This window comes from Stygiolobus sp. RP850M (genome assembly GCF_037389295.1).
Lineage (GTDB): Archaea > Thermoproteota > Thermoprotei_A > Sulfolobales > Sulfolobaceae > Stygiolobus.
Map to the genome: position 1 here is coordinate 26,280 of NZ_JBBHKU010000056.1, position 24,051 is coordinate 50,330.

At 37.1% G+C, this 24,051-nt stretch carries 35 protein-coding genes and 3 pseudogenes; 34 read left to right on the forward strand and 4 right to left on the reverse strand.

The genetic code is table 11. From position 1 onward, the window contains the following. Positions 1-28: 28 nt before the first annotated feature. From ileS to WIW52_RS07230, 33 genes are all read left to right on the forward strand, one after another. Positions 29-3,175 (forward strand): isoleucine--tRNA ligase, encoded by a 3,147-nt coding sequence (ileS, locus tag WIW52_RS07070; RefSeq protein WP_337709565.1) that lies wholly within the window; start codon positions 29-31, stop codon positions 3,173-3,175. Then, positions 3,172-3,936, forward strand: coding sequence for a putative RNA uridine N3 methyltransferase (locus tag WIW52_RS07075; RefSeq protein ID WP_337700730.1), 765 nt, complete (start codon positions 3,172-3,174; stop codon positions 3,934-3,936). Before ileS ends, WIW52_RS07075 begins: the two co-directional genes overlap by 4 nt. Before the next feature lie 56 nt (positions 3,937-3,992). Then, positions 3,993-5,027, forward strand: a complete 1,035-nt coding sequence (locus WIW52_RS07080) for a 50S ribosomal protein L3 (RefSeq protein ID WP_337700728.1) — start codon at positions 3,993-3,995, stop codon at positions 5,025-5,027. Between the two features lie 5 nt (positions 5,028-5,032). Then, the gene (rpl4p, locus tag WIW52_RS07085) at positions 5,033-5,836 is read left to right on the forward strand and encodes a 50S ribosomal protein L4 (protein WP_337709527.1); all 804 of its coding nucleotides are present in this window, start codon (positions 5,033-5,035) and stop codon (positions 5,834-5,836) included. Continuing rightward, positions 5,833-6,081, forward strand: coding sequence for a 50S ribosomal protein L23 (locus tag WIW52_RS07090; RefSeq protein ID WP_337700724.1), 249 nt, complete (start codon positions 5,833-5,835; stop codon positions 6,079-6,081). Before rpl4p ends, WIW52_RS07090 begins: the two co-directional genes overlap by 4 nt. 10 nt (positions 6,082-6,091) lie before the next feature. Further along, a complete protein-coding gene (locus tag WIW52_RS07095) occupies positions 6,092-6,808 on the forward strand; it encodes a 50S ribosomal protein L2 (protein ID WP_337709528.1) in 717 nt (238 codons plus the stop codon). A 40-nt stretch (positions 6,809-6,848) separates the two neighbouring features. Beyond that, on the forward strand, positions 6,849-7,271 hold the full coding sequence (locus WIW52_RS07100) for a 30S ribosomal protein S19 (protein WP_337700719.1): 423 nt from the start codon (positions 6,849-6,851) through the stop codon (positions 7,269-7,271). A 3-nt stretch (positions 7,272-7,274) separates the two neighbouring features. Further along, positions 7,275-7,748 carry a 50S ribosomal protein L22 gene (locus tag WIW52_RS07105; RefSeq protein WP_337709530.1) on the forward strand — a complete coding sequence of 158 codons (474 nt, stop codon included), beginning with the start codon at positions 7,275-7,277 and terminating at the stop codon, positions 7,746-7,748. Positions 7,749-7,750: 2 nt separating this feature from the next. Then, positions 7,751-8,422: a 30S ribosomal protein S3 gene (locus WIW52_RS07110; protein ID WP_337709531.1), complete on the forward strand. Its 672-nt coding sequence runs from the start codon at positions 7,751-7,753 to the stop codon at positions 8,420-8,422. Between the two features lie 2 nt (positions 8,423-8,424). Next, a complete protein-coding gene (gene rpmC, locus WIW52_RS07115) occupies positions 8,425-8,658 on the forward strand; it encodes a 50S ribosomal protein L29 (RefSeq protein WP_337709532.1) in 234 nt (77 codons plus the stop codon). Between the two features lie 14 nt (positions 8,659-8,672). Then, on the forward strand, positions 8,673-8,903 hold the full coding sequence (locus WIW52_RS07120) for a ribonuclease P protein subunit (protein ID WP_337709534.1): 231 nt from the start codon (positions 8,673-8,675) through the stop codon (positions 8,901-8,903). Then, positions 8,903-9,247 carry a 30S ribosomal protein S17 gene (locus tag WIW52_RS07125; RefSeq protein ID WP_337700708.1) on the forward strand — a complete coding sequence of 115 codons (345 nt, stop codon included), beginning with the start codon at positions 8,903-8,905 and terminating at the stop codon, positions 9,245-9,247. Before WIW52_RS07120 ends, WIW52_RS07125 begins: the two co-directional genes overlap by 1 nt. Positions 9,248-9,252: 5 nt before the next feature. Then, positions 9,253-9,669 carry a 50S ribosomal protein L14 gene (locus WIW52_RS07130; RefSeq protein WP_337700706.1) on the forward strand — a complete coding sequence of 139 codons (417 nt, stop codon included), beginning with the start codon at positions 9,253-9,255 and terminating at the stop codon, positions 9,667-9,669. Position 9,670: 1 nt separating this feature from the next. Then, positions 9,671-10,078 carry a 50S ribosomal protein L24 gene (gene rplX, locus WIW52_RS07135; RefSeq protein WP_337709536.1) on the forward strand — a complete coding sequence of 136 codons (408 nt, stop codon included), beginning with the start codon at positions 9,671-9,673 and terminating at the stop codon, positions 10,076-10,078. 1 nt (position 10,079) lies between these two features. Then, a complete protein-coding gene (locus WIW52_RS07140) occupies positions 10,080-10,811 on the forward strand; it encodes a 30S ribosomal protein S4e (RefSeq protein WP_337709537.1) in 732 nt (243 codons plus the stop codon). Further along, entirely contained in the window at positions 10,808-11,341 is a 534-nt protein-coding gene (locus tag WIW52_RS07145) for a 50S ribosomal protein L5 (protein WP_337709538.1), read from the forward strand. Before WIW52_RS07140 ends, WIW52_RS07145 begins: the two co-directional genes overlap by 4 nt. 5 nt (positions 11,342-11,346) lie before the next feature. Further along, on the forward strand, positions 11,347-11,511 hold the full coding sequence (locus tag WIW52_RS07150; protein ID WP_337700699.1) for a 30S ribosomal protein S14: 165 nt from the start codon (positions 11,347-11,349) through the stop codon (positions 11,509-11,511). Positions 11,512-11,516: 5 nt separating this feature from the next. Then, on the forward strand, positions 11,517-11,918 hold the full coding sequence (locus WIW52_RS07155; RefSeq protein ID WP_337700697.1) for a 30S ribosomal protein S8: 402 nt from the start codon (positions 11,517-11,519) through the stop codon (positions 11,916-11,918). Between the two features lie 13 nt (positions 11,919-11,931). Further along, entirely contained in the window at positions 11,932-12,486 is a 555-nt protein-coding gene (locus WIW52_RS07160; RefSeq protein WP_337709539.1) for a 50S ribosomal protein L6, read from the forward strand. After that, positions 12,476-12,868: a 50S ribosomal protein L32e gene (locus WIW52_RS07165; protein ID WP_337709541.1), complete on the forward strand. Its 393-nt coding sequence runs from the start codon at positions 12,476-12,478 to the stop codon at positions 12,866-12,868. Before WIW52_RS07160 ends, WIW52_RS07165 begins: the two co-directional genes overlap by 11 nt. 5 nt (positions 12,869-12,873) lie before the next feature. Further along, positions 12,874-13,329 (forward strand): 50S ribosomal protein L19e, encoded by a 456-nt coding sequence (locus WIW52_RS07170; protein WP_337700691.1) that lies wholly within the window; start codon positions 12,874-12,876, stop codon positions 13,327-13,329. Beyond that, complete coding sequence (locus WIW52_RS07175; protein ID WP_337700688.1) at positions 13,330-13,920, forward strand: 50S ribosomal protein L18; 591 nt, start codon at positions 13,330-13,332, stop codon at positions 13,918-13,920. Beyond that, complete coding sequence (locus WIW52_RS07180) at positions 13,920-14,564, forward strand: 30S ribosomal protein S5 (protein WP_337700686.1); 645 nt, start codon at positions 13,920-13,922, stop codon at positions 14,562-14,564. Before WIW52_RS07175 ends, WIW52_RS07180 begins: the two co-directional genes overlap by 1 nt. Next, positions 14,561-15,034 carry a 50S ribosomal protein L30 gene (locus WIW52_RS07185; RefSeq protein WP_337709543.1) on the forward strand — a complete coding sequence of 158 codons (474 nt, stop codon included), beginning with the start codon at positions 14,561-14,563 and terminating at the stop codon, positions 15,032-15,034. Before WIW52_RS07180 ends, WIW52_RS07185 begins: the two co-directional genes overlap by 4 nt. 1 nt (position 15,035) lies before the next feature. Next, positions 15,036-15,470, forward strand: a complete 435-nt coding sequence (locus tag WIW52_RS07190; RefSeq protein ID WP_337709545.1) for an uL15 family ribosomal protein — start codon at positions 15,036-15,038, stop codon at positions 15,468-15,470. A 16-nt stretch (positions 15,471-15,486) separates the two neighbouring features. Next, the gene (gene secY / locus WIW52_RS07195; protein WP_337709546.1) at positions 15,487-16,878 is read left to right on the forward strand and encodes a preprotein translocase subunit SecY; all 1,392 of its coding nucleotides are present in this window, start codon (positions 15,487-15,489) and stop codon (positions 16,876-16,878) included. A 3-nt stretch (positions 16,879-16,881) separates the two neighbouring features. Then, on the forward strand, positions 16,882-17,466 hold the full coding sequence (locus WIW52_RS07200) for an adenylate kinase (RefSeq protein WP_156005171.1): 585 nt from the start codon (positions 16,882-16,884) through the stop codon (positions 17,464-17,466). 113 nt (positions 17,467-17,579) lie between these two features. Then, positions 17,580-17,912, forward strand: a complete 333-nt coding sequence (locus WIW52_RS07205) for a hypothetical protein (RefSeq protein ID WP_337700680.1) — start codon at positions 17,580-17,582, stop codon at positions 17,910-17,912. Positions 17,913-17,935: 23 nt separating this feature from the next. Continuing rightward, the gene (locus tag WIW52_RS07210) at positions 17,936-18,196 is read left to right on the forward strand and encodes a 50S ribosomal protein L34e (protein ID WP_337709547.1); all 261 of its coding nucleotides are present in this window, start codon (positions 17,936-17,938) and stop codon (positions 18,194-18,196) included. After that, complete coding sequence (gene cmk / locus WIW52_RS07215; RefSeq protein ID WP_337709549.1) at positions 18,196-18,744, forward strand: (d)CMP kinase; 549 nt, start codon at positions 18,196-18,198, stop codon at positions 18,742-18,744. The genes WIW52_RS07210 and cmk overlap by 1 nt, the downstream gene beginning before the upstream one ends. 26 nt (positions 18,745-18,770) lie before the next feature. Beyond that, positions 18,771-19,004 carry a DNA import protein CedA1 gene (gene cedA1, locus WIW52_RS07220; RefSeq protein WP_337700674.1) on the forward strand — a complete coding sequence of 78 codons (234 nt, stop codon included), beginning with the start codon at positions 18,771-18,773 and terminating at the stop codon, positions 19,002-19,004. A gap of 3 nt (positions 19,005-19,007) precedes the next feature. Continuing rightward, positions 19,008-19,784 (forward strand): DNA import protein CedA, encoded by a 777-nt coding sequence (gene cedA, locus WIW52_RS07225; RefSeq protein ID WP_337700672.1) that lies wholly within the window; start codon positions 19,008-19,010, stop codon positions 19,782-19,784. A gap of 288 nt (positions 19,785-20,072) precedes the next feature. After that, a complete protein-coding gene (locus WIW52_RS07230; protein ID WP_337709551.1) occupies positions 20,073-20,501 on the forward strand; it encodes an archease in 429 nt (142 codons plus the stop codon). Here WIW52_RS07230 and WIW52_RS07235 read toward each other — a convergent pair. Both WIW52_RS07235 and WIW52_RS07240 read right to left on the reverse strand, forming a co-directional pair. Beyond that, the gene (locus tag WIW52_RS07235) at positions 20,478-21,002 is read right to left on the reverse strand and encodes an archemetzincin (RefSeq protein WP_337709553.1); all 525 of its coding nucleotides are present in this window, start codon (positions 21,000-21,002) and stop codon (positions 20,478-20,480) included. The two genes, WIW52_RS07230 and WIW52_RS07235, sit on opposite strands and share 24 nt — an antisense overlap. Before the next feature lie 60 nt (positions 21,003-21,062). Continuing rightward, positions 21,063-22,151, reverse strand: a pseudogene (locus tag WIW52_RS07240) (glycosyltransferase); the annotation flags it as partial. Positions 22,152-22,287: 136 nt separating this feature from the next. Here WIW52_RS07240 and WIW52_RS07245 point away from each other — a divergent pair. Continuing rightward, on the forward strand, positions 22,288-23,346 hold the full coding sequence (locus tag WIW52_RS07245; protein WP_337709555.1) for an ISH3 family transposase: 1,059 nt from the start codon (positions 22,288-22,290) through the stop codon (positions 23,344-23,346). A gap of 121 nt (positions 23,347-23,467) precedes the next feature. Here WIW52_RS07245 and WIW52_RS11290 read toward each other — a convergent pair. Together WIW52_RS11290 and WIW52_RS07250 are read right to left on the reverse strand one after the other, a co-directional pair. Further along, a pseudogene (locus WIW52_RS11290) lies at positions 23,468-23,790 on the reverse strand (DUF5752 family protein). 106 nt (positions 23,791-23,896) lie between these two features. Next, positions 23,897-24,051: pseudogene (locus tag WIW52_RS07250) on the reverse strand (IS5/IS1182 family transposase); the annotation flags it as partial.

Consider the following 24,051-nt stretch of genomic DNA (forward strand, 5'->3'; position numbering starts at 1 on the left):
AAGGTGATGTAAATTATCTCAGCGTCAGATAAGACCCCTAAATTCTAAATTTGATCCTCTAAAAACGGAGGATGAAGTATTAAAATACTGGAATGATAATAATATATATAAAAAACTTAAAGAATATAATAATAAATTACCTAGAAAGTTTCTATTCATAGACGGACCTCCTTATCCTTCTAGCCCCATTCCTCACATAGGTACGGTATGGAATAAAGTGATAAAAGACTGTATATTACGTTACGAGAGATTAGCTGGTTATCGTACTTACGACCAGCCAGGTTACGATACTCATGGTTTACCAATAGAAGTTGCTACCGAAAAGCAATTAGGTATACAAAAAAAATCAGACATTATAGAAAAAATAGGGGTTGCAAACTTTATAAATAAATGCAGGGAACTAGCGTTAACTAACGCCTCAGCCTTAACACAGAACTTTAAGAACGTGGGAGTCTTCATGGATTGGGATAACCCTTACTATACTCTGGACAGCACGTATATTTCTAACTCTTGGGCAGTAATAAAGAAGGCATATGAAAGAGGACTTCTATATAGAGATGTCCACGTCTTACATTGGTGTCCTAGATGCGAAACTACGCTAGCGGATTATGAAGTTTCTGAGTATAGAGACCTCGAGGATCCCTCTATATATGTAAAGTTTAAGGTTAAAGGAACACCAAATAAATATTTACTCATATGGACGACTACGCCATGGACGATCCCCGCTAATGTATTTATCATGATAAATAAAGAGTTTGAGTATGCCGAGGTCGAAGTAAAAGGCGAGATTTTGATCATCGCAAAGGATAGAGTGAGAGAAGTTATGAAAGACGCCGGAATAACAGAGTATAAGGTATTAAGGACGTTTAAGGGAGGTGAATTAATAGGGTTAGAATACGAACATCCTCTACGAGATATAGTACCAGCACAATCTAAAGCTGAAGGATATCATAAAGTTGTTGATGCAGGCGAGAATGTAACCTTGACCGAAGGTACTGGATTAGTTCATTCAGCACCAGGTCATGGTGATGTAGACTTTGAAATAGGCAAAAAGTATAACATGCCCGTTCTCATGTTTGTTAATGACCAAGGAATCTACACGGAAGAGGCTGGTAAGTATAAGGGTAAAAAGGTAAGGGAGGCTGCGAATGAAATAATAAATGACTTGAAGGATAGAAACGCTTTACTATATGCAGGTAAAATCGTTCACAGATATCCAGTATGCTGGAGATGCAAGAGTCCATTAATACTAAGAGCTATAGAACAATGGTTCATCGGCGTGTCTAAACTCAAGAACGAACTTATGTCAGAAATTGATAACGTGAATTGGGTTCCTGAGTGGGGGAAGACTAGGATAGGAAATATGGTTAAGGAAATTAGAGATTGGGTCATAAGTAGGCAAAGATTCTGGGGAACACCCTTACCTATATGGGTATGTCAGAAATGCGGAAATACAATAGTTGTAGGTAGTAAGGAAGAGCTGAAGAAAGTTGCAATAAACGACGTACCTGAAGACCTTCACAGACCTTGGATAGATAATGTTAAAGTTAGGTGTAATAAGTGTGGAGGAGAAGCTGTAAGAGTTCCAGATGTTGCAGACGTATGGTTTGACAGCGGTGTAGCATTCTTTGCAAGTTTAGGTGAGAATTGGGAAAAAACCTGGCAGGAGATAGGTCCCGTAGATCTTGTGTTAGAAGGGCATGATCAGCTTAGGGGTTGGTTCTTTAGCCTCTTAAGAGCTGGAGTTATATTACTGGATAAAGCTCCTTACAAATCGGTTTTAGTTCATGGGTTTATGCTTGACGAACAAGGTAGAGAGATGCATAAGAGCCTTGGGAACTATGTTGAGCCTTCTCAAGTGATCAGTAAGTATGGTAGAGACGTTCTGAGACTATGGCTATTGAGAAATACTACTTGGGAGGACGCTAAATTCTCGTGGAAGTCTTTAGATCTTACTAGGAGGGATCTTAACGTAATATGGAACGTTTACGTGTTTGCATCCACTTATATGAATCTTGACAACTTCGATCCGAATCAATATACATTTGAATCACTAAAGCGGTATCTCAAACCAGAAGATAGATGGTTATTATCTAGGTACTACAGAATGCTAAGGGAAGTTACAGAAGCAATGAAGAACTACAAAGTTCATGAACTGGCTAATAAGGTTACGACGTTTATAACAGAAGATGTAAGTAGGTTCTATCTTAGGTTAACCAGAAAGAGAGCATGGAATGAAGCTAATGACCCTGATAAGATAGCGATGTACTATGTGTTGTATCAGGTTCTCAAAGGTTCGTTAATATTGCTATCTACAGTAACTCCCTTTATAGCGGAGAAAATTTATCATGACTTCGTTGTTGACGGATTGGAGTCAGTTAGTATGGAGAGAGTACCAGAGGTAAAAGAAGAGTTTATTGATAAAGAGATAGAGGAGGCATTTGAACTGGCTAAAGAAATAGCTGAAGCTGGTCTTAATGCTAGAGCTAAAGCTGAGATAAAACTAAGGTGGCCGATAAAAGAAGCATATGTATTCTTAGTTTCTGAGCAAGATCGTAGGTTAGTTAGTAACATAATAGATGTATTAAGGTCAATGCTTAACTCCAAGGAGGTTAAAGTAGAGGGTATTGAGGGCTATAAGAGATTTAGTAAAGTAAAGGCACTTCCTAATAAAGGAACTATAGGTCCAGAATTTAAGAAACTTTCAGCTAAAGTAGTGTCCTATATAGAGGAGAACGGAGAAGATGTTGCTAACGATATTGTAAACAAAGGAATACATGAAACAGTAATCGAAGGACAACCCGTCCAAATAAAAGTAAATCACGTCAATATTATAGAGGAAACTCAGCTTGGGTATGTTTCTGCAAGGTTCAACAAAGGTGTAATTGTAATCAATAAAGAAATTAGTAAAGAGGAAGAAGAGGAAGGAATAATAAGAGACCTTGTAAGGAGAATACAGTTCATGAGGAAGGAACTATCCCTTAATGTTAACGATTATATAAATCTTACAATAAAAGCACCAGAAGAGAGAGCGTCTATAATTAAGAAGTGGATTAATTATATAAAAGAAGAGACTAGAGCAAAAGAAATAACAATCGGTGAAGCCAAAGGAGAAGTAGTTAGAGATTGGGAAATAGAAGACGAAACATATACGATAGGAGTAAGCAAGGCTTGATTTTTCCCTACCCTAGAAGGAAAAAGTTAATTGTTACACTCTTTATCTCAATTTTAGACGTAGAGAGCTCACTGAGCGAAATTACCATAAAACTATCTTACGTATTGAGAACTCTAGCCGAGTTCAGAGTAAGCGAGGTTTTATGGGTATATGAGACCGAGAAAGAGAGGAAAGGCTGGAAATTGATTAAAGAAATTTCTGATTATGCACTTACACCTCCTTACTTAAAGAAGTACATTCCTAAAAGAAAGTCTCTCTCTAAGGTCGGACTTCTTCAACCTCTCAATATTGCGTCTCACCAAGTTTCGCCAGAATTTATTGAAGGAGAGATCCGTCTGGGCAAAAAGGGAGATTTCGGGCTTAGGTTCTCCTATGATTATTTTCATTCCGATTATGTTATAGTAAGTGATAGCTTGGCAAAGAAGGTTAAACCTTACTCCTTTTACCCTTATTATAAAGGGTTTACTTCTAGATTGATATCCTATCAAAAGATGCTCGAAAGAGTGACTCATTCAGATAATGTAATTATAGCCAGTAGATCTGGAGCTAATCTAAGCCAGGTTGAAGGCAAGATTAGGGAGGTATATGAAGAGAAAGGATTATACTTAGTAATTGGCCCTCCTAAACACGGGGTTTTAAGGGATTTGCACGATTTTAAGGGGTTTATAGTAAATTTTATACCGAAACAAGGAGTTAAAGACGTGAGAGCTGAAGAAGCTCTCCAAGCCTCCTTAGCTTTACTTAACTTCATACTGAATTAAAATAGTTACACTTATAAGCTAATGGAATTTAAGAAAGAGGGACTGAGGGAAATTTAATGGGTCATCGTAAGTTATCCTCGCCAAGACGTGGATCAGCAGCTTTGCGTCCCAGAAAGAGGTCTAGAGAGTTCCTTCCAACTCCTAAGAGCTGGCCTATAATTCAATCTAATGAGCCTAAGCTACTCGGTTTTATTGGTTACAAAGCCGGAATGACTCATATTTTCATGATTGATGATAAACAAACTTCCCCAAATTACGGAAAGGAGATATACGTTCCAGTTACTATATTAGAAACACCGCCAATTATACCGGTTGCCTTGAGAGCCTACTACATTAACTCAAAAGGAGAACCAGCTGTTCTCACTGAATATTGGGGGGACATTAATGATAAGCTAATGAAGATATTGAGCGAGAGAAAGATAACTAATCTGAAATTAGATAAGGAAAAAATGAAGGCTAAACTTGATGAAATAACAAATAATCTGGATAAGATAATAGCCCTAAGAGTTTTAACTGTGACACAGCCTTATCTAGTTCCCTCTTTAGGGAAGAAAAAGCCCGATGTAGCTGAGATACAAATAGGTGGAGGTAGCGGTATAAAGCAGCAACTCGAGTATGCTCTATCAATACTAGGTAAGGAAGTACCGGTGAAAAATGTGTTCAAGGAGGGACAGTTGATCGATATTATTGGAGTGACAAAAGGAAAAGGATTCCAAGGAGTAATAAAAAGGTATAGTGTTGTTGAGTTACCGAGATGGCATAAGCACAGAAAAGGAAGCAGAAAAATAGGTGCTAGAGGTCCTTCAATATCAACCCCAAGTTATACTCCTCAACCCGGTCAGATGGGCTTCCACAGAAGAACTGAGTATAATAAGAGGATACTTAGGATAGGAGAAGATCTCAAAGAGATAAATCCAGCAGGAGGATTTGTTAATTATGGTTTAGTAAGAAACACGTACTTAGTGATTGAAGGATCCACCATAGGCAGCAAGAAGAGGCCGTTATTCTTGAGGTATCCTATAAGACCTACTTGGACTCCTCAGTCAGCTCCTAAAATAACTTATGTAAATCTGACCAGCCAACAAGGGTGAAAATTATGTATTTAGAACTAGTATCAAAAAAGGTTCCAATCCTAGATCTTCAAGGTAATAAAATAGAGGAGTTAGAACTACCAAGTTTCTTTAGTTACCCGGTTAGAAAAGATCTAATAAGAAGAGTGTTTATCTCAGAATTTACGAAATCACTTCAGTCCAAAGGAAGAGACCCTATGGCAGGGAAGAGAACAAGTGCATTAAGCTTTGGAATAAACCTAGGATTAGCCAGAGTTCCAAGAGTTAAGCAGAGCGGGGAAGCCGCACTAGCACCGAACACCGTGGGTGGAAGGTTAGCATTTCCTCCTACCACAGAAAAGAGAATAATAGAGGAAGTTAATGAGAAGGAGAAAAGATTAGCAGTGATAAGTGCACTTGCAGCCACCGCACTTCCTGAATTCGTAAAAGCTAGGGGTCATAGATTTTCAGCACAAGAGCTCCCAATAGTTGTAAGTGATGATTTAGAGAAGGTAGATAAAGCTAAAGTATTGGTTAACGAGGTATTTCCCAAACTCAGTGTTTATGAAGATATTGAGAGAGTTAAAGATAGAGTGAGAATAAGAGCGGGCAAAGGAAAAATGAGGGGTAGGAAATATAAAAGAGCAAAGGGTCCTCTTATAATTGTTTCAGACATTAAGGCTCCTATTGTAAAAGCTGGCTCAAACATAGAGGGAGTGGATGTAGTTGCGGCTAATTTAGTAAGCGTTATTCATTTAGCTCCAGGTGGTCATCCAGGTAGGTTAACAATATATACGAAGTCATCTATCGATATTTTGTCTAAAAGATTACAAGGGAGAGTGATTTCATGATAGTGAAAGAGTTTTTAGCCACAGAAAAAGCTATTAGACTACTTGAGTCTCAGAATATCCTGACAGTTATAGTTGATAAAAATGCTACAAAACCTCAAATTAAAAAAGAGATCGAAAATATGTTTAATGTAAAAGTAGAAAAAGTAAACACACTCATTACACCGCTTGGAGAGAAAAAAGCATATGTTAAGCTTAAGAAGGAGTTTAATGCGAGTGAAATAGCCCACAAATTAGGTATATTGTAAGGTGATGTAAATGGGTAAGAAGTTGCTCCAACAAAGAGCAGGACGTGGAGGAATTAATTTCAGAAGCCCAAGTTGGAGGAGAGTAGGTCCAGCAAGGTATCCCAACATTAATGGGGATCATAAAGGCAAGGTAACAAACATACTACATAATCCGGGGGTAAATGCACCGGTTGCACAGATTAAGTTAGATACTGGAGAAACGTTCTTCATTCCTGCTGTTCAAGGACTCACAGTAGGTCAAATAATCCAGATAGGAAGTGATGCTCCAGTTAGTAATGGTAATATAGTTGAAGTAGGCAACTTACCAGAGGGAACAGTAGTTTGTAATGTAGAAAAGACCAGGGGGGATGGCGGTAAATTCGCCAGAGCTGCTGGTGCTTACGCAACTATAATAGGAAGAAGTGGAGATAAAGTCTTGATAAAGCTTACCTCAGAAAAAATAGTTCAAGTAAGTGCATCTGCAAGAGCGACTATTGGTGTAATAGCCGGGGGAGGAATTACAGAGAAACCGTTATTAAAAGCTGGAAATAATTATTGGAAATATAAAGTTAAGGCTACTAAATGGCCACATGTAAGGGGTGTTGCTATGAACGCAGTATCACATCCACACGGTGGTGGATTACATCAGAGCGTAAGCAGGCCATCAACTGTTTCAAGGAATGCACCTCCAGGTAGGAAAGTTGGTCACATAGCAGCTAGAAGGACTGGAAGGCGTGAGGGAGCATGATTTTTTATTTAACTTTTAAATATGAATTTGGGGTGATTACGTGTCAATAGAATATCCATCAGAGTGGAAAAAGTTCAAATATAGGGGTAAGACGTTAGACGAACTTGTAAATATGCCTATGGATGAATTTATAAAGCTCTTACCCGCAAGGCAAAGAAGGTCTCTAACTAGAGGATTTTCAGATAGGCAAAGAAGACTTCTAGAAAAGATAAGAAAATATTTAAGAGAAGGAAAATATAATAAGGTAATTAAAACTCACGTAAGAGATATGATAATATTACCCGAAATGGTAGGTTTGAAGTTTGCAGTTTATAATGGTAAGGAGTTCGTTGAGTTTCAAGTAACGCCGGAGATGATAGGTCATTACCTAGGTGAATTCTCGATAACTACGAAGAAGGTAGAACACGGTGAACCTGGATTAAAGGCAACTAGATCAAGCCTATTCCTAGCTATGAAGGGATGAAATATGGCTTCATGGACTTATCCTCAATTATCTATACCTGAAGATAGAGCAGCTAAAGCTGTAATAACGAACGTGGACTCTTCAATACGTGATTTATATAATGTTTGTAAAGCTGTAAGAGGTATGAAATTGAATGAGGCTAAAGCTTTCCTAGAAAGAGTATTAAGGCAAGAAGAAGCGTTACCTTTCTGGAGATATTCTCATGGAGCATCCCATAGATCGAACATATCAGAGAAATGGAAAGTTAAGAGCGGTCGATACCCCAAAAAAGCAATAAAGTATGTGCTTAAAGTCTTACAAAATGCCGAAAATAATGCAACCGTAAAAGGGCTAGATATTGATAATGTAAGGATAGTTCACATAGCTGCGCATAGAGGAGTAACTATAAAGAGGTATATGCCTAGAGCCTTTGGCAGAGCAACACGTAAGTATAAATACACTTCTCATATTGAAGTAGTTTTGGCTGAGGTGGAGTAAATATGGTTTTGATAAAGAAATATTTCCTACAAAAGTCTATGATTAAGGTTAAGGTAGACGAATACTTAGCTAAGCAATTCTATAATGCAGAGTATGCGGGCGTAGATATAATAAAAACTCCTATTGGGACTAGAGTTGTTATATATGCTGGGAGACCTGCTTTCATTATAGGGAAGCAGGGTAAGACAATTAAGCAATTAGCGCAGATTTTGGAAAGACTGTTTGGGTTAGAAAATCCGCAAATAACCGTAACTACAGTTGAGAATCCAGAACTTAACGCGAGAGTTATGGCATTTAGATTGGCAATAGCTCTAGAAAAAGGGTATCATTTCAGGAGAGCTGCGTTCATAACAATCAGGAGAATTATGAAAGCTGGGGCTTATGGTGCAGAAGTTGTAGTTAGTGGAAAGTTAACATCTGAAAGAGCAAAATATGAGAAGCTTAAAGAAGGGATTGTATATAAGAGCGGACAGCAGTTAGAAAGGATTGTAGATAGGGCAATAGCAATCGCGATGTTAAAACCTGGTGTATACGGTGTTGAAGTCATAATTACAAAGCCCATGAAGAGTGTGGACAAGATAGAACTGAGAGAAAAACCAAAGGGAGGAGAAGAAGGAGGAACTGTTACAGTTACGAATGTGAGTTTCATCGACGAGAACAAAGGAGGTAGTTAAAGATGCCCTTAAATCCAAAGGAACTTAGAGAAAAAAATGTGAAAGAGTTACTCGATCAATTAAAAGAGTTACAGTCACAGATGTTAAAACTGAGGGCTGAGGCGAGATTAGGAACTTTAAAGAATACAGCTGCTATTAGAAATACAAGAAAGGATATAGCAAGAATATTAATTGTTTTAGCTGAGAAGAAGCAAGGGAAAACTGAACAAGCTACTTCTCAGTCTTCTTCTAAATAGGAGGCCAAACAATAGTGGATTTAATTGGTGGAAAAGTTACTATTTTATCTTATCCTGATTCTTCTCTGCTCAACAAATCTGGAGTTATAATAGATGAAACGTATAAGACTTTGGTTATAGACGTCGGTAAAAGGAAAGTTAGGCTCTTAAAAGAAAATGGAATTTACGCGATAATTTTTAAAGGTAGATTTTTTGTGGTATCTGGGATTAAGTTAGTTGGTAAACCCGAGAAAAGGTGGATGTGATGGGTAAAAAAGGTCAGCTGATTAAAAGCGTAGGTATAGAGGGTGTAGAAGCTCCTTCAAAAGCTTGTGATGATCAAAACTGTCCGTTCCATGGGAGTTTAAGAGTAAGAGGGTTAATACTAGACGGCATTTTAATAAAGTTTAAAGCTATGAGGACGGGAGTGGTTGAAAGAGAGTATTTATATTTCAACACGAAGTACAAGAGATACGAAAGGCGTAGAAGTAGGATTCATGTTCATATACCTCCTTGCTTAGATGTAAAGGAAGGGGATAAAGTTATAATCGGGGAAACTAGACCAATAGCTAAGTCAGTATCATTTGTGGTCTTGGGAAAGTCTAGGTGAGATATATGCCTGAGAAGTTAAACGTTTTAGGAAGTAGAAAAGGCTTCACTCCTGCACTACAGCATTACAGTAGAGTAGTTGTTGCAGATAACAGTGGCGCAAAAGAAGCTATGATTATCGGAGTTTATGGATATAGAGGAGTATTAAGGAGAGTTCCTTTTGCTAACATAGCTGATCTAGTAATGGTAAGTGTTAAGAAAGGGACTCCAGAAGTAAGGAAACAGAAGTTCAAGGCAGTTGTAGTTAGGCAGAGAATGCCCTTTAGAAGACCTGACGGAACGTGGATATCTTTTGAAGATAATGCTGTAGTAATTGTAAACCCTGATGGAACTCCTAAAGGTACGGAGATTAGAGGACCTATTGCTAGAGAAGCTGCTGAGAGATGGCCTAAAGTAGCAAGCATAGCCACTATGGTGATTTAAAATGGTTTCATCTAAGCCGGTTAAGCAAAGACGATTAATAAGAGAGTCACCCAAACATCTAAGACATAAGTTACTAACGGCTAAACTTTCAGAGGATTTAGAGAAACAATATGGAATTAAAAGATTGCCAGTAAGAAAAGGTGATACCGTGAAAGTTATGAGAGGAAACCACATAGGATATGAGGGTAAAGTCATCGATGTAAATACTAAGACTGGGAGGATTGCAATAGAGGGTTTAACTAGGAAGAAGGCGGATGGAACGCCGGTTTTCATTTGGGTTCATGCCTCTAAAGTTATGATAACTAAGCTAGATACTAGTGACAAAGAGAGAATCGCTACTATTGATAGGAAAAGAAAAGCTAGAGAGGAGTATCTGAAGAGAAAAGAGGATAAAAAGGAGGGAAGTTAAAATGACACACATTACACGATTTGAAGCTCCTTGGTTCTTAAAGGCACCTAAAAAAGAGTATAAATGGATAATAAGGGCTTCAGCTGGTCCCCATAAACTGTCCGAAAGCATACCTTTAGCTATTCTGTTAAAATACTATCTAAAAATAGCTGAGACTACGAGGGAGGCAAAAAGGGTAATTTTTGATGGTAAAGTACTTGTAGACGGTAGAGTTAGAAGGGATTATAAATATCCAGTAGGTTTAATGGATGTAGTTGAGATACTATCGGCTGATATAAGAGTGAGGCTTATTCCGAATAATTTAAGATTCTTAGATATAGTAAATATTAGTAAAGAAGATGCTAGATATAAATTTGTCAGAATTTTGAATAAGACCACTCAAAAGGGTGGAGACATTCAGCTAAACCTTGAAGATGGTAGGAATGTGTTGATACCTAAAGACAAATTGAAAGACTATAATTTATCTACTTTAGATACATTAAAAATAGAAATACCTTCGCAAAACATCATTAAGAGTTATTCGATAAAAGAAGGAAACTATGCCATAATAACGGGAGGTAAAAACGTCGGTATCGTAGGTAAAATAAAGAGTATACAATGGGCTAAATATAAAAGAAGAGTATATAGTATAGTGACTCTCGAATCCAGTAATGCAACCTACCAGACTAATCTTATAAATGTGATGGTCTTAGGAGAAAACGAGTTAGATCCAAACGTAGGGGTGAAGTTATGACTGAGCAGGCAGTTCAAAAAAACTTTATGAGAAGGATTATTCTAGATAAAGTTACAGTAAATATAGGCTTAGGGGAATCAGGGGAAAGATTACAGAAAGCTTATCAATTACTTCAAGATTTAACTGGAGCTAAGCCTGTATATACTAAAGCTAGAAAATCAATAAGAGAGTTCGGTGTAAGAAAGGGAGCACCAATAGGAGTTAAGGTGACCCTGAGGGGAGAAAAGGCTGTAGAATTTCTTAAGAAAGCATTAGCTGCTGTTAACTACAGAATTAAGGCATCGAGTTTCGACGATTATGGGAATGTAGGTTTTGGAATTACTGAGCACGTTTTAATACCAGGTACTAGGTATGATCCTGAGGTTGGTATATTTGGTATGGATGTCGACATAACTTTGATAAAACCTGGCTATAGGGTGATGAGGAGGAGAAGAAAGTATACAAGGATACCTAAGAGACATAGAGTAACTAAAGAAGAGGCAATGGAATTCCTTAAGCAAAGCTTTAATGTGACAATAATAGAAGGGTGATGGATATGGGTAAGTATAGACCTCCAGCTGAGAGAAAGCATGGTAGAGGAGTTCAAGTTTGCCAAAGATGTGGTAGTAGGGACTCTGTAATTCAGAAATACGAAATGTACTTGTGCAGACAATGTTTTAGGGAAGTCGCATATAATATGGGGTTTAAGAAAACGAGGTGACAGTTATGCCTTCCTTAAATCCTCTCGCAAATGCGTTAACTACACTTTATAATAATGAAGTAAGGAGGAAGAAGCAGGCAATAATCATGCCTGCATCAAAGCTAATAATAAATGTGCTCAGAGTACTCCAAAAGGAGGGCTATATTGGTGAGTTTGAATATATTGATGATGGTAGAGCAGGTAAGATAACAGTGCAATTACTGGGTAGAATAAATAAATGTGGTCCTATTACACCTAGATACCCCCTCACTTATAAAGACTTGTTAACTCTCCCCGACTATGTTAGAAAATACTTACCATCTAAAGAGATAGGAATACTAATAATATCAACTCCGAAAGGAGTGATGGCTCATAAGGAAGCTTTGAAAGAAAGGATAGGTGGAGTTGCACTTGGATATGTATATTGAGTAGGGTGGTAGGATGAAGGCAGTGTATTTATATGAGGAGATCCAGATTCCTGAAAAAGTGACAGCAAGGTTAGAAGGCACTACTTTGGTAATAAAAGGTCCTAAAGGAGAGATCAAAAAAGATTTCGGTTATGCAAAAGGGATTTTAATGAGGCAAGAGGGTAATAAGATAATTTTAGAGACTACATTTGCGGATAGGAGAAAGAAGTCTTTATTCTACTCGATTAAAGCGCATATGGAAAATATGATAACGGGTGTTACCAAGGGCTATAGGTACTACCTAAAGATAATATATACTCACTTTCCAATGACGGTAAAGGTAGCTGGAGACGAGGTTCAAATAACGAATTTAATAGGTGAGAAAAACGTAAGAAGGGCTAAAATTCTACCTGGTGTTAAAGTAACTGTAAAAGGAGAGGACATTGAAGTAGAAGGTATTGACGTTTATAATGTCTCCCAGACTGCTGCTAACATTGAAAGGGCTGCAAAGATAACAGGTTACGATAGAAGAGTATTCTCAGATGGCATTTTCATGTATAAGAAAGAGGTGATTGGCAATGAGAAGTAAAGAAATTTATAAAATTAAGGAAAAAATAGAAAAAATAAGAAGCTCCAAGCCAGATTTCTATAGATATGATTGGGGTAAGTATTATAGGATAGGGAGGCAAGAGACATGGAGGAGACCAAAGGGAATAGACAACGCAATGAGATTAGAGTTAAAGGGATATTCTCCAAAAGTAAAAATTGGATATGGTAGTCCTAAGGATATCAGAGGTCTACACCCCTCAGGGCTTATTCCCGTATTAGTTAGTTCCGTTACCGACTTAGAAAAAATAAAGGACAAGAAGGATAAGGTCATCGTTATTTTAAGTAGCAAGTTAGGGTTAAAGAAAAGGTTAGAGTTATTAAAGAGGGCCGACGAATTAGGTATTCGTGTGTCTAATAGGTGATAACTATGCCAGAATTGGCTTTACAGAGGAGGTTAGCTGCTCAAATAAAGAAAGTTGGAGAGAACAATGTCAAATTTAACCCAGAGTACCTTGATGAGATCGCGGAAGCTTTAACAAGAAAGGATGTGAAAAAGCTAATAAAAGATGGCAAGATAATCATAGAAGAACGTAATGGTATTAGTAACGGTAGACTCAAGGAGAGAAAAGAAAAAAAGAGGAAAAGAGGGGAAAGACGTAAGGAAGGTAGTAGAAAAGGTAAAGCCGGTGCTAGGAGAGGTAAGAAAGAGCAATGGATTTCCAAAATAAGAAAGATAAGAAAATACCTCAAATGGTTGAGGGATAATAATGTAATCGATAAAAAGGCCTATAGGCTAGCTTATAAGAGAGCAAAGGGGAATGCGTTTAAGAGCTTGAATGATGTTAAAACGTTCCTAAATCAGTTAGGTTATAAGGTGGAGTAGATGGCTCACGGTTCAAATTATAAGGTTAAGTATAGAAGAAGGAGAGAAGGTAAAACCAATTATTATAAGAGATATATATACGTCATCAGTAACACAATAAGGTTTGTACCTAGAATAACTAACGAGTATGTAATAATTAATGTTGCTAAATTCGATCCTAAGGGGGACGTAATGTTAGCTGTAGCTCACTCAATAGAACTAGTGAAGAAATACGGATGGAAGGGAGATACTAACAATACACCTGCAGCTTATCTTACGGGCTATTTAGCAGGGTTAAGGGCTCTTAAAGCTGGAGTCAAGAATGCGGTTGCTGATATAGGCTTATTTGTGCCGACGAAAGGAGGAAGAATCTTCGCAACAATAAAAGGTGCGATAGATGCAGGTTTACAAATTCCGGTAGGAGATATAGGAGATATTGAAAAAAGAGTAAAAGGCGTGCATATATCCGAATATGCTAAGAAATTACAAGCTGAGAATCCAGAGTTTTATAACAAATTATTCTCAAGGTATTTGGCTAGAGGCTTAGATCCTCAAAATCTTCCTCAACATTTTGAGGAAGTCCTCAAGAAGATAAAGGAGGTGGGTTCATAATGGCAGAAGAAGTTCCAGTTTTAAACCCAGAGGAGTGGAAACCTAGGACTAAGATAGGGCAGATGGTTAAAGAAGGGAAGATAACTTCAATGAAAGAGTTATTCGAAAAGAATTATCCCATTGTGGAGCCAGAAATAGTAGACATTTTATTACCCAAATTAAAGTATGAAGTTTTGGACATAAAGATAGTACAAAAGCAAACTGATGCCGGAGAAATATCGAAGTACAAGGTACTTATAGTAATGGGTAATATGGATGGTTACGTAAGCTATGGCACAGGGAAGGCTAAGCAACTGAGAGTCGCAATCCAAAAGGCGGTAAGAAATGCAAAACTTAATATTATCCCAGTAAGGAGAGGATGTGGTAGTTGGGAATGTACGTGTGGCGAATCTCATAGCCTTCCCTTCAAAGTTTATGGTAAAGCAGGTAGTGTGGAAGTGTTCCTATTACCTGCACCGAAAGGAACAGGCTTGGTTGTAGGACCTGCTCTGAAGACATTATTAACTTATGCAGGAATAAGGGACGCTTGGTCGCGTACTAGGGGTTCAACGTTTACAACGGAGAACTTTATTAAAGCTGGTTATAATGCTTTATACAATACTTACAAGTTTGTGACTCCGACTGATTGGGGGAGAAAGAAATGACTGAGCTTATTGGTATCATAAGAATAAGAGGTTGGGCTGCAACACCGTGGTACATTCAAGACACTCTAGAGATGTTAAGGCTAATACGAAGGTTTAGCGCAATGATCTATCCGAAGAGCTCGGCATTGGAGGGGATGTTGAAATTGACAGCTCCCTATGTAACTTGGGGAGAGCTAAATGATGAAGGTTTAAACTTATTGCTAACAAGGCTGAAGACTATTGACGGGAACAAGGTAAATGAGGAGTTTGTGACTAAGGTTATGAAGCTAAGTGGATACACAGAGTTTGTCAAGAAGGTAAAAGAGGGCGAACTGAAATTAAATAAGCTGGATAATTATTTTAAGCTTCCAATCACTTTGCATCCTCCTAAAGGAGGATTTAAGGGAAAGGTTAATAGACCTTATGGTTCAAATGGAGAGTTTGGGTATAGAGGAGAAAAAATTAATGAATTGATTAAGAGGATGGTGTAAGATGGTAGTAAGAAAAGAAAAGAAAAGTAGGAAGTTTAGGGGATACAGAACACATGGATGGGGAACAAAAGGACAGCATAGGGATAGAGGTGCGGAAGGTGGAAGAACTATAGGAATGCATAAGGAGAAATGGTCTTGGTTAGTTAAGTATGGAGAAGGCTGGTATGGTAAACATGGATTTAGGAATCCTACATCTAAAGTTATTAATTCAATTAACTTAAGAAAACTTCAAACTTTAATAGACAATGGGACAATTAGACCCACAGAGGAAAACAGTAAGCAAGTAATAGATTTAGAGAAATATGGATATGAGAAGTTACTTGCTGGTGGTAGTTTAACTTCTAAGGTTGTAATAAAAGTTAGACACGCTACGGAAAAAGCTGTCGAAAAGGTTAAACAATTAGGAGGAGAAATTATATTAACCTCAAAGGAGTAAGGCTTTTTAGATTGCAATGGGTTTTGTTGACTTCTTAGAAAAATTAGGGGAATACTTACCAGCGGTTACTAAACCTAAGCAAAAGCCTTCTTTGAGCCAAAAGCTAATGTGGTCATTTATTGCTCTTATAGTATATCTAGTAATGTCATCAATCCCCTTGTATGGCGTCTCATCTACAAATTCTTTTTTAAGTAACTTTTTAGCTGAACAGATAATCTTTGCATCTTCTCAAGGCACTTTAGCCCAATTGGGAATAGGTCCTATAATTACGTCAGGACTTATAATGCAAATTCTTGTTGGTTCTAAACTTATAGAGATGGATTTAGCAAATGAGGAAGACCAGATTAAGTTTACTGAAGCTGAAAAGGGATTAGCTTTCATATTCATTATCGTAGAGTCAGCTCTTTTCGGATATGTATTTACAAAAGCTACTAATAGCCTACTCTTGGCAACAATAGTGACTACCCAATTAATAGTAGCAACATACATAATTTTGCTCTTAGATGAAATGATTCAGAAAGGTTGGGGTTTAGGATCAGGGATAAGCTTGTTCATTCTTGCTGGTGTAACAAAAATAATGTTCTGGGATATGTTTGGAATAGCTAATGTTCAAAACCAAGATTTACCAGTTGGATTTTTCCCAACTTTAGTATCGTATATTGTATCTGGAAAGAATTTGCTTAACTTAATTGTAAACACTAACACAACAACACCATTTCAGCCGGATCTAGTAGGGTTAATATCAACTATTGCATTAATTTTGCTAATAATTTATTTAACTAATATTAATGTACAAATTCCCGTTACTAGTCCTAGACTTAGGGGTATAAGAAGTACCATTCCTTTAAACTTCTTGTATGTTAGTAGCATTCCAGTTATATTTGTAAGCGTTCTGGGAGCTGATTTTGAATTATTTGCCTCAATAGCCTCTGGAGTATCTTCTGCTGCTGGAACAATACTAGGAGATATAGCTAATGCTTTCTTCTTCCCTCCTTCAAATATACCTCACAGTGTATATGCTTTAGTTCTAGATCCGGTAGGTGCAGTAATATATGCTGCTGTATTTATAGTCCTATCGATAGTTTTCGGAATACTATGGATCGATGTTGCCGGGTTGGATCCAGCTACACAAGCTCAACAGATGGTTGAAGCTGGAGTAGAAATACCGGGTATGAGGAATAATCCGAAAGTTATTGAATCTATCTTAGCTAAATATATTTACCCGTTAGGGTTCTACAGCTCACTCATTGTGGGTGTAATAGCTGTGTTAGCAACATTTCTAGGTGTATATGGAACTGGAGTAGGATTGTTATTAGCTGTCACTATAGCGGTTCAATACTATAATTTATTAGCCTATGAGAGGACACTAGAGATGTACCCGTTATTAAAGAGAATTATTGGTGAGTGAGAGTTGAAAATAGGTATAGTAACTGGTATTCCGGGTGTAGGTAAAACTACCGTTCTACAAAAAGTCAAGGAAATTTTAGATAAAGAAGGTATAAATAACAAGATAATCAACTATGGTGACTTCATGTTAAAGACTGCAATAAGCCTTGGTTATGTAAACAATAGAGATGAGATGAGAAAACTTCCAGTAGAGAAGCAGAGGCAACTTCAAATTGATGCAGCTAAAGGCATTGCTAAAGAGGCAAAAGAAGGAGGAGATGGTATGCTATTCATCGACACTCACGCTGTCATTAAAACTCCTTCAGGTTATCTGCCTGGGCTACCGAAATACGTAATTGAAGAGATAAATCCCTATATTATATTCCTACTTGAAGCGGAACCTAGGTTAATACTTGAAAGACAGAAAAGGGACACCACGAGAAGCAGGACAGACTACAGCGATGAGAAAGTAATTATCGAGACCATAAACTTTGCTAGATACGCTGCTATGGCCTCAGCTGTGCTAGTGGGAGCTACTGTGAAGGTGGTTATTAACGCTGAAGGGGATCCGAGCATAGCAGCAAATGAAATAATAAGGTCGATGAAGTGAATTGCTAGATGTTTTATACAGTTTTAGAAATACTTTTAATATCTTTTTTATTTAATTTTATCCTCTATCTGTGGTATAGGTTCTATTTAAATCCAAAAATGACCAAAACAATATTGTTAATAAGAAAGTACGAAGATAGAATATCTTCTATCACCTCTAACAAAAGGAGAAACAAAGTAATGAGAGCTGTATCTTCTGAAGTCCAGACTTATACTAACAAGTTGAGAAATTATATGTTCATCCAATCATTAACAGTCATAACGGTCTATATGGTAGGTTTAGTAATAGTTCTAAACTATATATATCCTTCTTATGTTTATTTTCCATACTCTACCATACTCACTCCCCCAATCAGCGGTAAGCCCGAGATAAATAACTTGTTCGTTTATATTCTGTCATTCTTGCTGTTTACGCCCTTGTCGTTAAGGAGACCAAAGCTTTTATAAACTTAGGATAAATTCATTTAAATATGCCTTCTCCTCAGCAAAGGTCAAGATCGTTGAGAAGGGTTCAGGTTAGAACACCTTCAGGAAGAACGGTAACTCATTATGAAGATAAGAAAAATTCACAAGCCTTGTGTGCAATATGTAAAAAGCCTTTAAGAGGTGTAAAAACTAATAAGATTCTTAAGTACAGTAAAACTGAAAAGAGGCCTGAGAGACCTTTTGGAGGCTATTTATGCCATGATTGTTTGGAAAGATTAATAAAATTAGCAGTAAGAGGGTTTTGATGTTAATAATAATAAGTGGCCCTCCAGGTAGTGGTAAGTCATCTGTAGCTAAGATTTTGGCTAGTTCTTTAAAGATAGAATATGTTTCAGCAGGAATGATTTTCAGAAAGATGGCAGAAGAGAAAAAGTTATCACTAATCGAACTGAATAAAATGGCTGAAAAAGATTTTAACATTGATAAAGCTGTAGATATGGAGTTATTTAACATAATAAGAACAAGCAAAAACTTAGTAGTTGAATCCCATATTGCAGGATGGCTATTTCATAACTACTCGGATTTAACCGTGTACTTAACAGCATCCCTACATACTAGGGCTCAGAGAGTAGCCAAAAGAGATAACATGACAGAAGCCGAAGCTCTGGATCAAATAATAAAAAGGGAAGAAAGTCATAGGGACCGTTTCTTACGATATTATGGTATAGACATGTTGGATCTCTCTGTTTTTGATTTAGTAATAAATACTGAAAACATTACACCGCCATCTATAGTTAATGTAATAGTTGAGTATCTAAAAGGAAAACAAATTCAGTTATCTCCCTCACGTTAAAATAAAGTAATATTTTCGACTAAGAAATGACGTTAGAAGCTTTTATAACAAACTTAACTGGAACAGTAACCGAAATAGGCTGGAGTATCTTCATATTAGCGTGGGCTGTTGGGTGGGCCCTCAGGGGTTCGCCAATACCTATATTTAGGATAAAAAGAGGAGGACAAGATATTCTTGAAGATGCTATAATAGCCGCCTTCTTCTTAGCAATAGGGAGTACTGTGTTCTATCTAATATCATATGTGGCCTCGCAGGTGTGAGAAATGTACAATATATTTGACATACTTTATTATGCACAACTTCTTGCTACTTTAACCTATTTTTTAGGTTCCTTAATTTACGGCCTTCCTATTCCTATATATGGAGTGAAAAAATGGGCTCCCAGACTTATAACGGATGCTATCTACGTGATAGTATGGAATAGCATTTACTTAACAGTCCTTTCCTTCTTAACTCAATTACTAGACATGTTAGGGGTTAGTTGGTCTAATTATGAGATATGGTTAAACCAGGTATTGAATTTTGAGGAAGTATTATATGCTGTTTTGAAGGTATTAATATCGACTCTAAATGTTACCGAGGCAGGTATGGTTTTGACAATCCCTTTAGGCCAACTTATGTCTATTCTACTTACAATTATCACTTACACTGAAAGTTTGATTTCAATATCGAATTTGATATATCAGTATGTAGGAGTTCTAATAGCTTTAGGAATACTGTTCTTAGCAATTCCATTCAGGATAGGACGGGGCGCAGGCGGTGCTATGATAGGAACTTCTATAGTATTTTACGTAGGTTTACCTTATTTACCCCAGTTCCTTGATAACTTAGGGCTTGACCCGTTAAACTATTCTGTATCTCCATCGAGCCAAAACGATATGTACTCATACTTTTACCAGCAGGTATTACCTCATTTAATTACTTCGCTGATTCTAGGTCCTTCAATTTATATATTTTTACTGCTGGCTTTTAGTGCGGGTTTATCTAATCTAATATCTGGATATGGTAGTAGATTACCTTTACCTATAGACTTATACTGAGGTGTAAGAAGTGAAATCATATGAGTTAGTTAGTATATTATTAATCATAGATTCTATGATATTTTATATAAACAATCAAAAAAATTTTTGTATAATGTTCTTTGGAATACTGATATCACTTGCTATTTTATTTTCTCTGAGATTTATTTACCGCCGCTTTGTGAAGTAGTAGTTCCCTTTTTACCCTCTTTCTTGACCTCTTTATTCATAAAAATTGTAGTTCTTTGCCTACCTCCCATTTAATATCAGTTAAAGTTAAAGTTTTACTTCCTTTTAATTTCTTGGGTTATGTCAATCGGTAAAAAATACGAATTTTTTGATCACACTGCAGACGTAGGGATTAAGGCTTATGGAAAGGATCTAAATGAGGCCTTTGAAAATGCTGCTCTAGCTGTGTTTGAAGTAATGACAGACACTTCTAAGGTAGAACCTAAGGAAAGTAGAGAAATAGAGATTGACGGAATGGATCTTGAAAATTTACTTTATAGATGGATAGAAAGTTTATTAGTTTATCATGATTCCGAACTACTTCTATTTGGAAAATTTAAAGTAAAAATAGATCTCGAGAATTTAAGACTTAATGCAATAGCGTGGGGGGAGAAGTTTAACCCCGATAAACACGAAAGGAGAACAGTTGTAAAAGCTGTGACCTATCATGAAATGAGCATAGTAAAGACCAATAATGGTTATGAACTAACCTTTGTTGTTGATATTTAATAACAAAGCTGTACATTTAGGACAAAAAACATAACCTTTTTTGTCTATATCCTCAACTGAATTTACCTTATTCATAACACAGCTTGGAGTTGAACAATCATTTAGTCCTAACGTATGTCCTATTTCATGTACAATCTCTTTTTTAACTCTAGATACAAACTTATCTATACTTCCTTTTTCATCCTCGTATTTATAAGAAAAAACAATACCTATCTTTTCTTTGTGCAGTCCTATAACGTATTTCTCGTTATCTATGTATGCATTTAAATGACCAATAGCTATGATTGAGTCATAAGGAAAATTAGAGAATCTTTCGGATAAATAATTTACAATTTTTTCAGCATCATACTGTAGTCTGTCCCAGTTAAACATAAACATGTTAAGGTGCAAGACTTCATTGAGATAATGAACTTCGAAACCTAATTTCCTCAAGTGACATATAACCTCTTTAAGTATTATATGATCAAATGTAGTGAGCTTTACCAGCAATACCCTATACATTATTACCTCTTCCTAAGTGATCTAAATAATAATAAGAAATTAATTAGTGCTAAAATCAAGTTAAGCCCCTAGAGCAAGAGTAGCTACCATTAAATAGTCCCTGAGCTCCCTAGTTATGAGGAAGTTTCTCCTTACATGTTCTCTTCCAGCTCTTCCCAACTTCTCTCTTATATCCTTTTGCCTTATTAGATATAGTGCGTAATGCGCTGCTTCCTCCGGAGTATTTACAAGATATCCGTTCACGCCATGAATTATTTGTAAGGGTATGCCTCCGGTATTACCACCTATTACAGCCTTTTTCTTCCATAGTGCTTCGCTAACAGTCAGACCAAACCCTTCCTTAATGGACTTCTGCATGACTACAGTTGATCCCCTTTGGAATGCATTAATCTCTAGATCGCTATTAGGAGGTAGCATTAGAAGCTTAATGTCTTTATCATCTCCAGCGGCTTGAACAGTCTCTCTATACACGATCTCCCCTTCAGGATCATCCGCTGCTGGACTACCTACATAAGCTAGCTGTACATCTGCATGCTTCTTAACTAATTTATAAGCCCTTATAACACCTGACGGGTCTTTTGCTCTATCAAATCTTAATACTTGAGTTATAATAGGGCGATCTGGATCTAAGTCGAACTTATGCAAGATTCTCTTTACTGTAATCTCTGGAATATCTCTATTCTTTATACTCAAGGGATCTATAGATGGAGGAATTATAAACTGGGGATTCTTTAAGTCGTCCCTCGCAAATACGGCAGAAGATACTATTACTGAATCATATTTCTGTATATACCCACGTAGGAAGTTCCCTACTGGTTGATATGGGTTTGATATATCAACACGGCATTTCCATATCCATTTGCCTTTCTTTCTGAAGGTTATTTGCCCGGCTGGTTGCGGGTCGTGAATAAACACTACATCGTAATCTAAATCAAGTTCGTTACCGTTTATTTCTTGCCATTTTCTATAAATCTCAAATGCACCTTGTGATAGCTCTCCTAATCCGTTTTGTAAGGAGTTATGAAAGGACTTAGTGACTTTAAAAAACTCAGGATCCCCTCTTATAATCTTCCAATCCGTGTTAATTCCTAACTCTTTCATCAAGGGAACTAGCTTACTTAGAATCTCCGCTACTCCTCCTCCAGCTCGGTAGACCCAAAATCATATTAGAAAAAATATTTCTGGTAGGATAATATCTAATCCCTAAAAAATTTATAAGAGTGTAAAGAATTGAAGAAAAGGTTTAAGGTGAGGGAGACAGAGTATTACTACGTGAGATAGGGAGATGGTGATACCCGGTCTCCCTCACCAAAATAACATTCAACAAATAGGATATAAATTACTTTCCATGCTAAACTTTAATGGAAAGAAAGGAGAAGAAGTAGCAAAAACCCTCATCTCCGCGTGTTTATGGAACGATTCAGTAGAGAACAAGTCCAAAGCGTATGACGTATCCCCACAAACCGTGAGGAATTACGTAGAGAAACAAGGGATAGAGGTAATTGAAAAACTATTGGAAAGAGTGAGAAAAATATCCTTAGAAGTACTGAAGGGGGTAAAAGAGATAGATCTCTCAATAGACTGGACAACCAAGACGTGGTACGGGAAACCGGTGAAAGGACTCGGGAGCTCTGAAAAGGGAAGCTCGTGGAACTACGCAACTGCAACAACAAAGTATAAGGGGAAAGTACTATTACTTGCCTTTATTCCGCAAGTGAACGGTATGACTAAGGAAGAGATAGTGAAGGCTCTAGTGGAGCAAGTTGTTGCAATGGGATTCAAGATAAGGTTGATAACACTTGACGCCGGTTTCTACACTGTGGATGTGCTCAATTTCATTTCACAGTTTAATTACATAATTGCTGTCCCAGTTGGTTACGTTAAGGTTTATGAGGAGTTTGATGGTGATTACAAGACTAATAGTAAGAGGCATAGGAAGGATGAGCAAGTCAAGTTCAGACTTCTCGTGTACAGTAGAGAGAAGGTTAGGAGAAAGAAGAAGAGGTTTGTTTATTTTGCTAGGGCTACTAATCTAGACTTGCCCAAGAGGGAAGTGTTGAATTTATACAATAAGGTGAGAGGTCCAATAGAGACGTCATATAGGAACATTAAGGCTTTTCTCCCATTTACTAGTTCTACTAAGTTTGTTTTCCGCACGTTGATCTTCGTACTAGCCCTTGTACTCTACTCTTTATATACCGTAATCAAGGATGAGATGGGGAGAGAGGAGTTTAGATTATTATTAATTCTTTTATTTTTTCCAGATTTATTCAATCCAGAGAATTTTACAATTAATGTAATTGAAACACTTATTTACACTATAGATTTATTATTAAGGAGGTGATTTTGGGTCTACCGAGCTGGAGTAGAATTAACGTGAAGGATTGATAAACCTTTTAGTTTTTCGGCTATTTTAAAAATACTATCCAATTCATTTTCTCCTATAATCTCTGCGTATCTCTCTATCATTTTAACAACATCTCCTGCTCAAATATTTTTAGAAGATCTTCCCTTAACATCTCCTCATCAGTATAGGTCTGTGGGTCGAGTGAACTAAGCTTCTTTGATAGTTCAGTCAATCCATAATTATCTTCTATCCATTTTGAGAAATCATTCTTATCTTCGTACCCAATAATACGCCTAAAGATAAAGTGATAGGCAATAGACCTAATACTTATTGAAGCGATTATGTCAAGAACTCGGCCAAGCTCTTTGCTACTCTCTCTGTATTATACACTACTGGTTTACAAGTTATGAAGTAAAATGGTTTATTAGCTGTTCTCGAGATCCTCGCCTCGGTGCTTTGTTGATCTCTTCAATTTATTTCATAAGCATGATATGATACATTGAGAATTTTTCAGTAATTAATATTTATTTCAACGTTATTCGCAAGCTCACACCCTAATACCCGGAGCTCTACCAACTAAAGAATTAGCCAAGTGGACCATCCACGCATAAGCCCAGAACTTGAGCTTAGCCTCAACCACTTGTCCCAAAAAGCTTGTAGCCCTGACGGATTCCCCAAAAGTGCGCTTCACAGCTGAGAATA

Coding starts and splice junctions, on each gene's coding strand:
- WIW52_RS07080 (WP_337700728.1), top strand. CDS start 3,993: ATGGGTCATCGTAAGTTATCCTCGCCAAGACGTGGATCAGCAGCTTTG.
- WIW52_RS07110 (WP_337709531.1), top strand. CDS start 7,751: ATGGTTTTGATAAAGAAATATTTCCTACAAAAGTCTATGATTAAGGTT.
- rpl4p (WP_337709527.1), top strand. CDS start 5,033: ATGTATTTAGAACTAGTATCAAAAAAGGTTCCAATCCTAGATCTTCAA.
- rpmC (WP_337709532.1), top strand. CDS start 8,425: ATGCCCTTAAATCCAAAGGAACTTAGAGAAAAAAATGTGAAAGAGTTA.
- WIW52_RS07165 (WP_337709541.1), top strand. CDS start 12,476: ATGAGAAGTAAAGAAATTTATAAAATTAAGGAAAAAATAGAAAAAATA.
- WIW52_RS07160 (WP_337709539.1), top strand. CDS start 11,932: ATGAAGGCAGTGTATTTATATGAGGAGATCCAGATTCCTGAAAAAGTG.
- WIW52_RS07210 (WP_337709547.1), top strand. CDS start 17,936: ATGCCTTCTCCTCAGCAAAGGTCAAGATCGTTGAGAAGGGTTCAGGTT.
- WIW52_RS07155 (WP_337700697.1), top strand. CDS start 11,517: ATGCCTTCCTTAAATCCTCTCGCAAATGCGTTAACTACACTTTATAAT.
- WIW52_RS07150 (WP_337700699.1), top strand. CDS start 11,347: ATGGGTAAGTATAGACCTCCAGCTGAGAGAAAGCATGGTAGAGGAGTT.
- cedA1 (WP_337700674.1), top strand. CDS start 18,771: ATGACGTTAGAAGCTTTTATAACAAACTTAACTGGAACAGTAACCGAA.
- WIW52_RS07140 (WP_337709537.1), top strand. CDS start 10,080: ATGACACACATTACACGATTTGAAGCTCCTTGGTTCTTAAAGGCACCT.
- WIW52_RS07230 (WP_337709551.1), top strand. CDS start 20,073: ATGTCAATCGGTAAAAAATACGAATTTTTTGATCACACTGCAGACGTA.
- WIW52_RS07170 (WP_337700691.1), top strand. CDS start 12,874: ATGCCAGAATTGGCTTTACAGAGGAGGTTAGCTGCTCAAATAAAGAAA.
- WIW52_RS07095 (WP_337709528.1), top strand. CDS start 6,092: ATGGGTAAGAAGTTGCTCCAACAAAGAGCAGGACGTGGAGGAATTAAT.
- WIW52_RS07145 (WP_337709538.1), top strand. CDS start 10,808: ATGACTGAGCAGGCAGTTCAAAAAAACTTTATGAGAAGGATTATTCTA.
- WIW52_RS07180 (WP_337700686.1), top strand. CDS start 13,920: ATGGCAGAAGAAGTTCCAGTTTTAAACCCAGAGGAGTGGAAACCTAGG.
- WIW52_RS07235 (WP_337709553.1), bottom strand. CDS start 21,002: ATGTATAGGGTATTGCTGGTAAAGCTCACTACATTTGATCATATAATA.
- WIW52_RS07105 (WP_337709530.1), top strand. CDS start 7,275: ATGGCTTCATGGACTTATCCTCAATTATCTATACCTGAAGATAGAGCA.
- WIW52_RS07245 (WP_337709555.1), top strand. CDS start 22,288: ATGGTGATACCCGGTCTCCCTCACCAAAATAACATTCAACAAATAGGA.
- cedA (WP_337700672.1), top strand. CDS start 19,008: ATGTACAATATATTTGACATACTTTATTATGCACAACTTCTTGCTACT.
- WIW52_RS07175 (WP_337700688.1), top strand. CDS start 13,330: ATGGCTCACGGTTCAAATTATAAGGTTAAGTATAGAAGAAGGAGAGAA.
- WIW52_RS07185 (WP_337709543.1), top strand. CDS start 14,561: ATGACTGAGCTTATTGGTATCATAAGAATAAGAGGTTGGGCTGCAACA.
- WIW52_RS07190 (WP_337709545.1), top strand. CDS start 15,036: ATGGTAGTAAGAAAAGAAAAGAAAAGTAGGAAGTTTAGGGGATACAGA.
- rplX (WP_337709536.1), top strand. CDS start 9,671: ATGGTTTCATCTAAGCCGGTTAAGCAAAGACGATTAATAAGAGAGTCA.
- WIW52_RS07090 (WP_337700724.1), top strand. CDS start 5,833: ATGATAGTGAAAGAGTTTTTAGCCACAGAAAAAGCTATTAGACTACTT.
- WIW52_RS07130 (WP_337700706.1), top strand. CDS start 9,253: ATGCCTGAGAAGTTAAACGTTTTAGGAAGTAGAAAAGGCTTCACTCCT.
- cmk (WP_337709549.1), top strand. CDS start 18,196: ATGTTAATAATAATAAGTGGCCCTCCAGGTAGTGGTAAGTCATCTGTA.
- WIW52_RS07125 (WP_337700708.1), top strand. CDS start 8,903: ATGGGTAAAAAAGGTCAGCTGATTAAAAGCGTAGGTATAGAGGGTGTA.
- secY (WP_337709546.1), top strand. CDS start 15,487: ATGGGTTTTGTTGACTTCTTAGAAAAATTAGGGGAATACTTACCAGCG.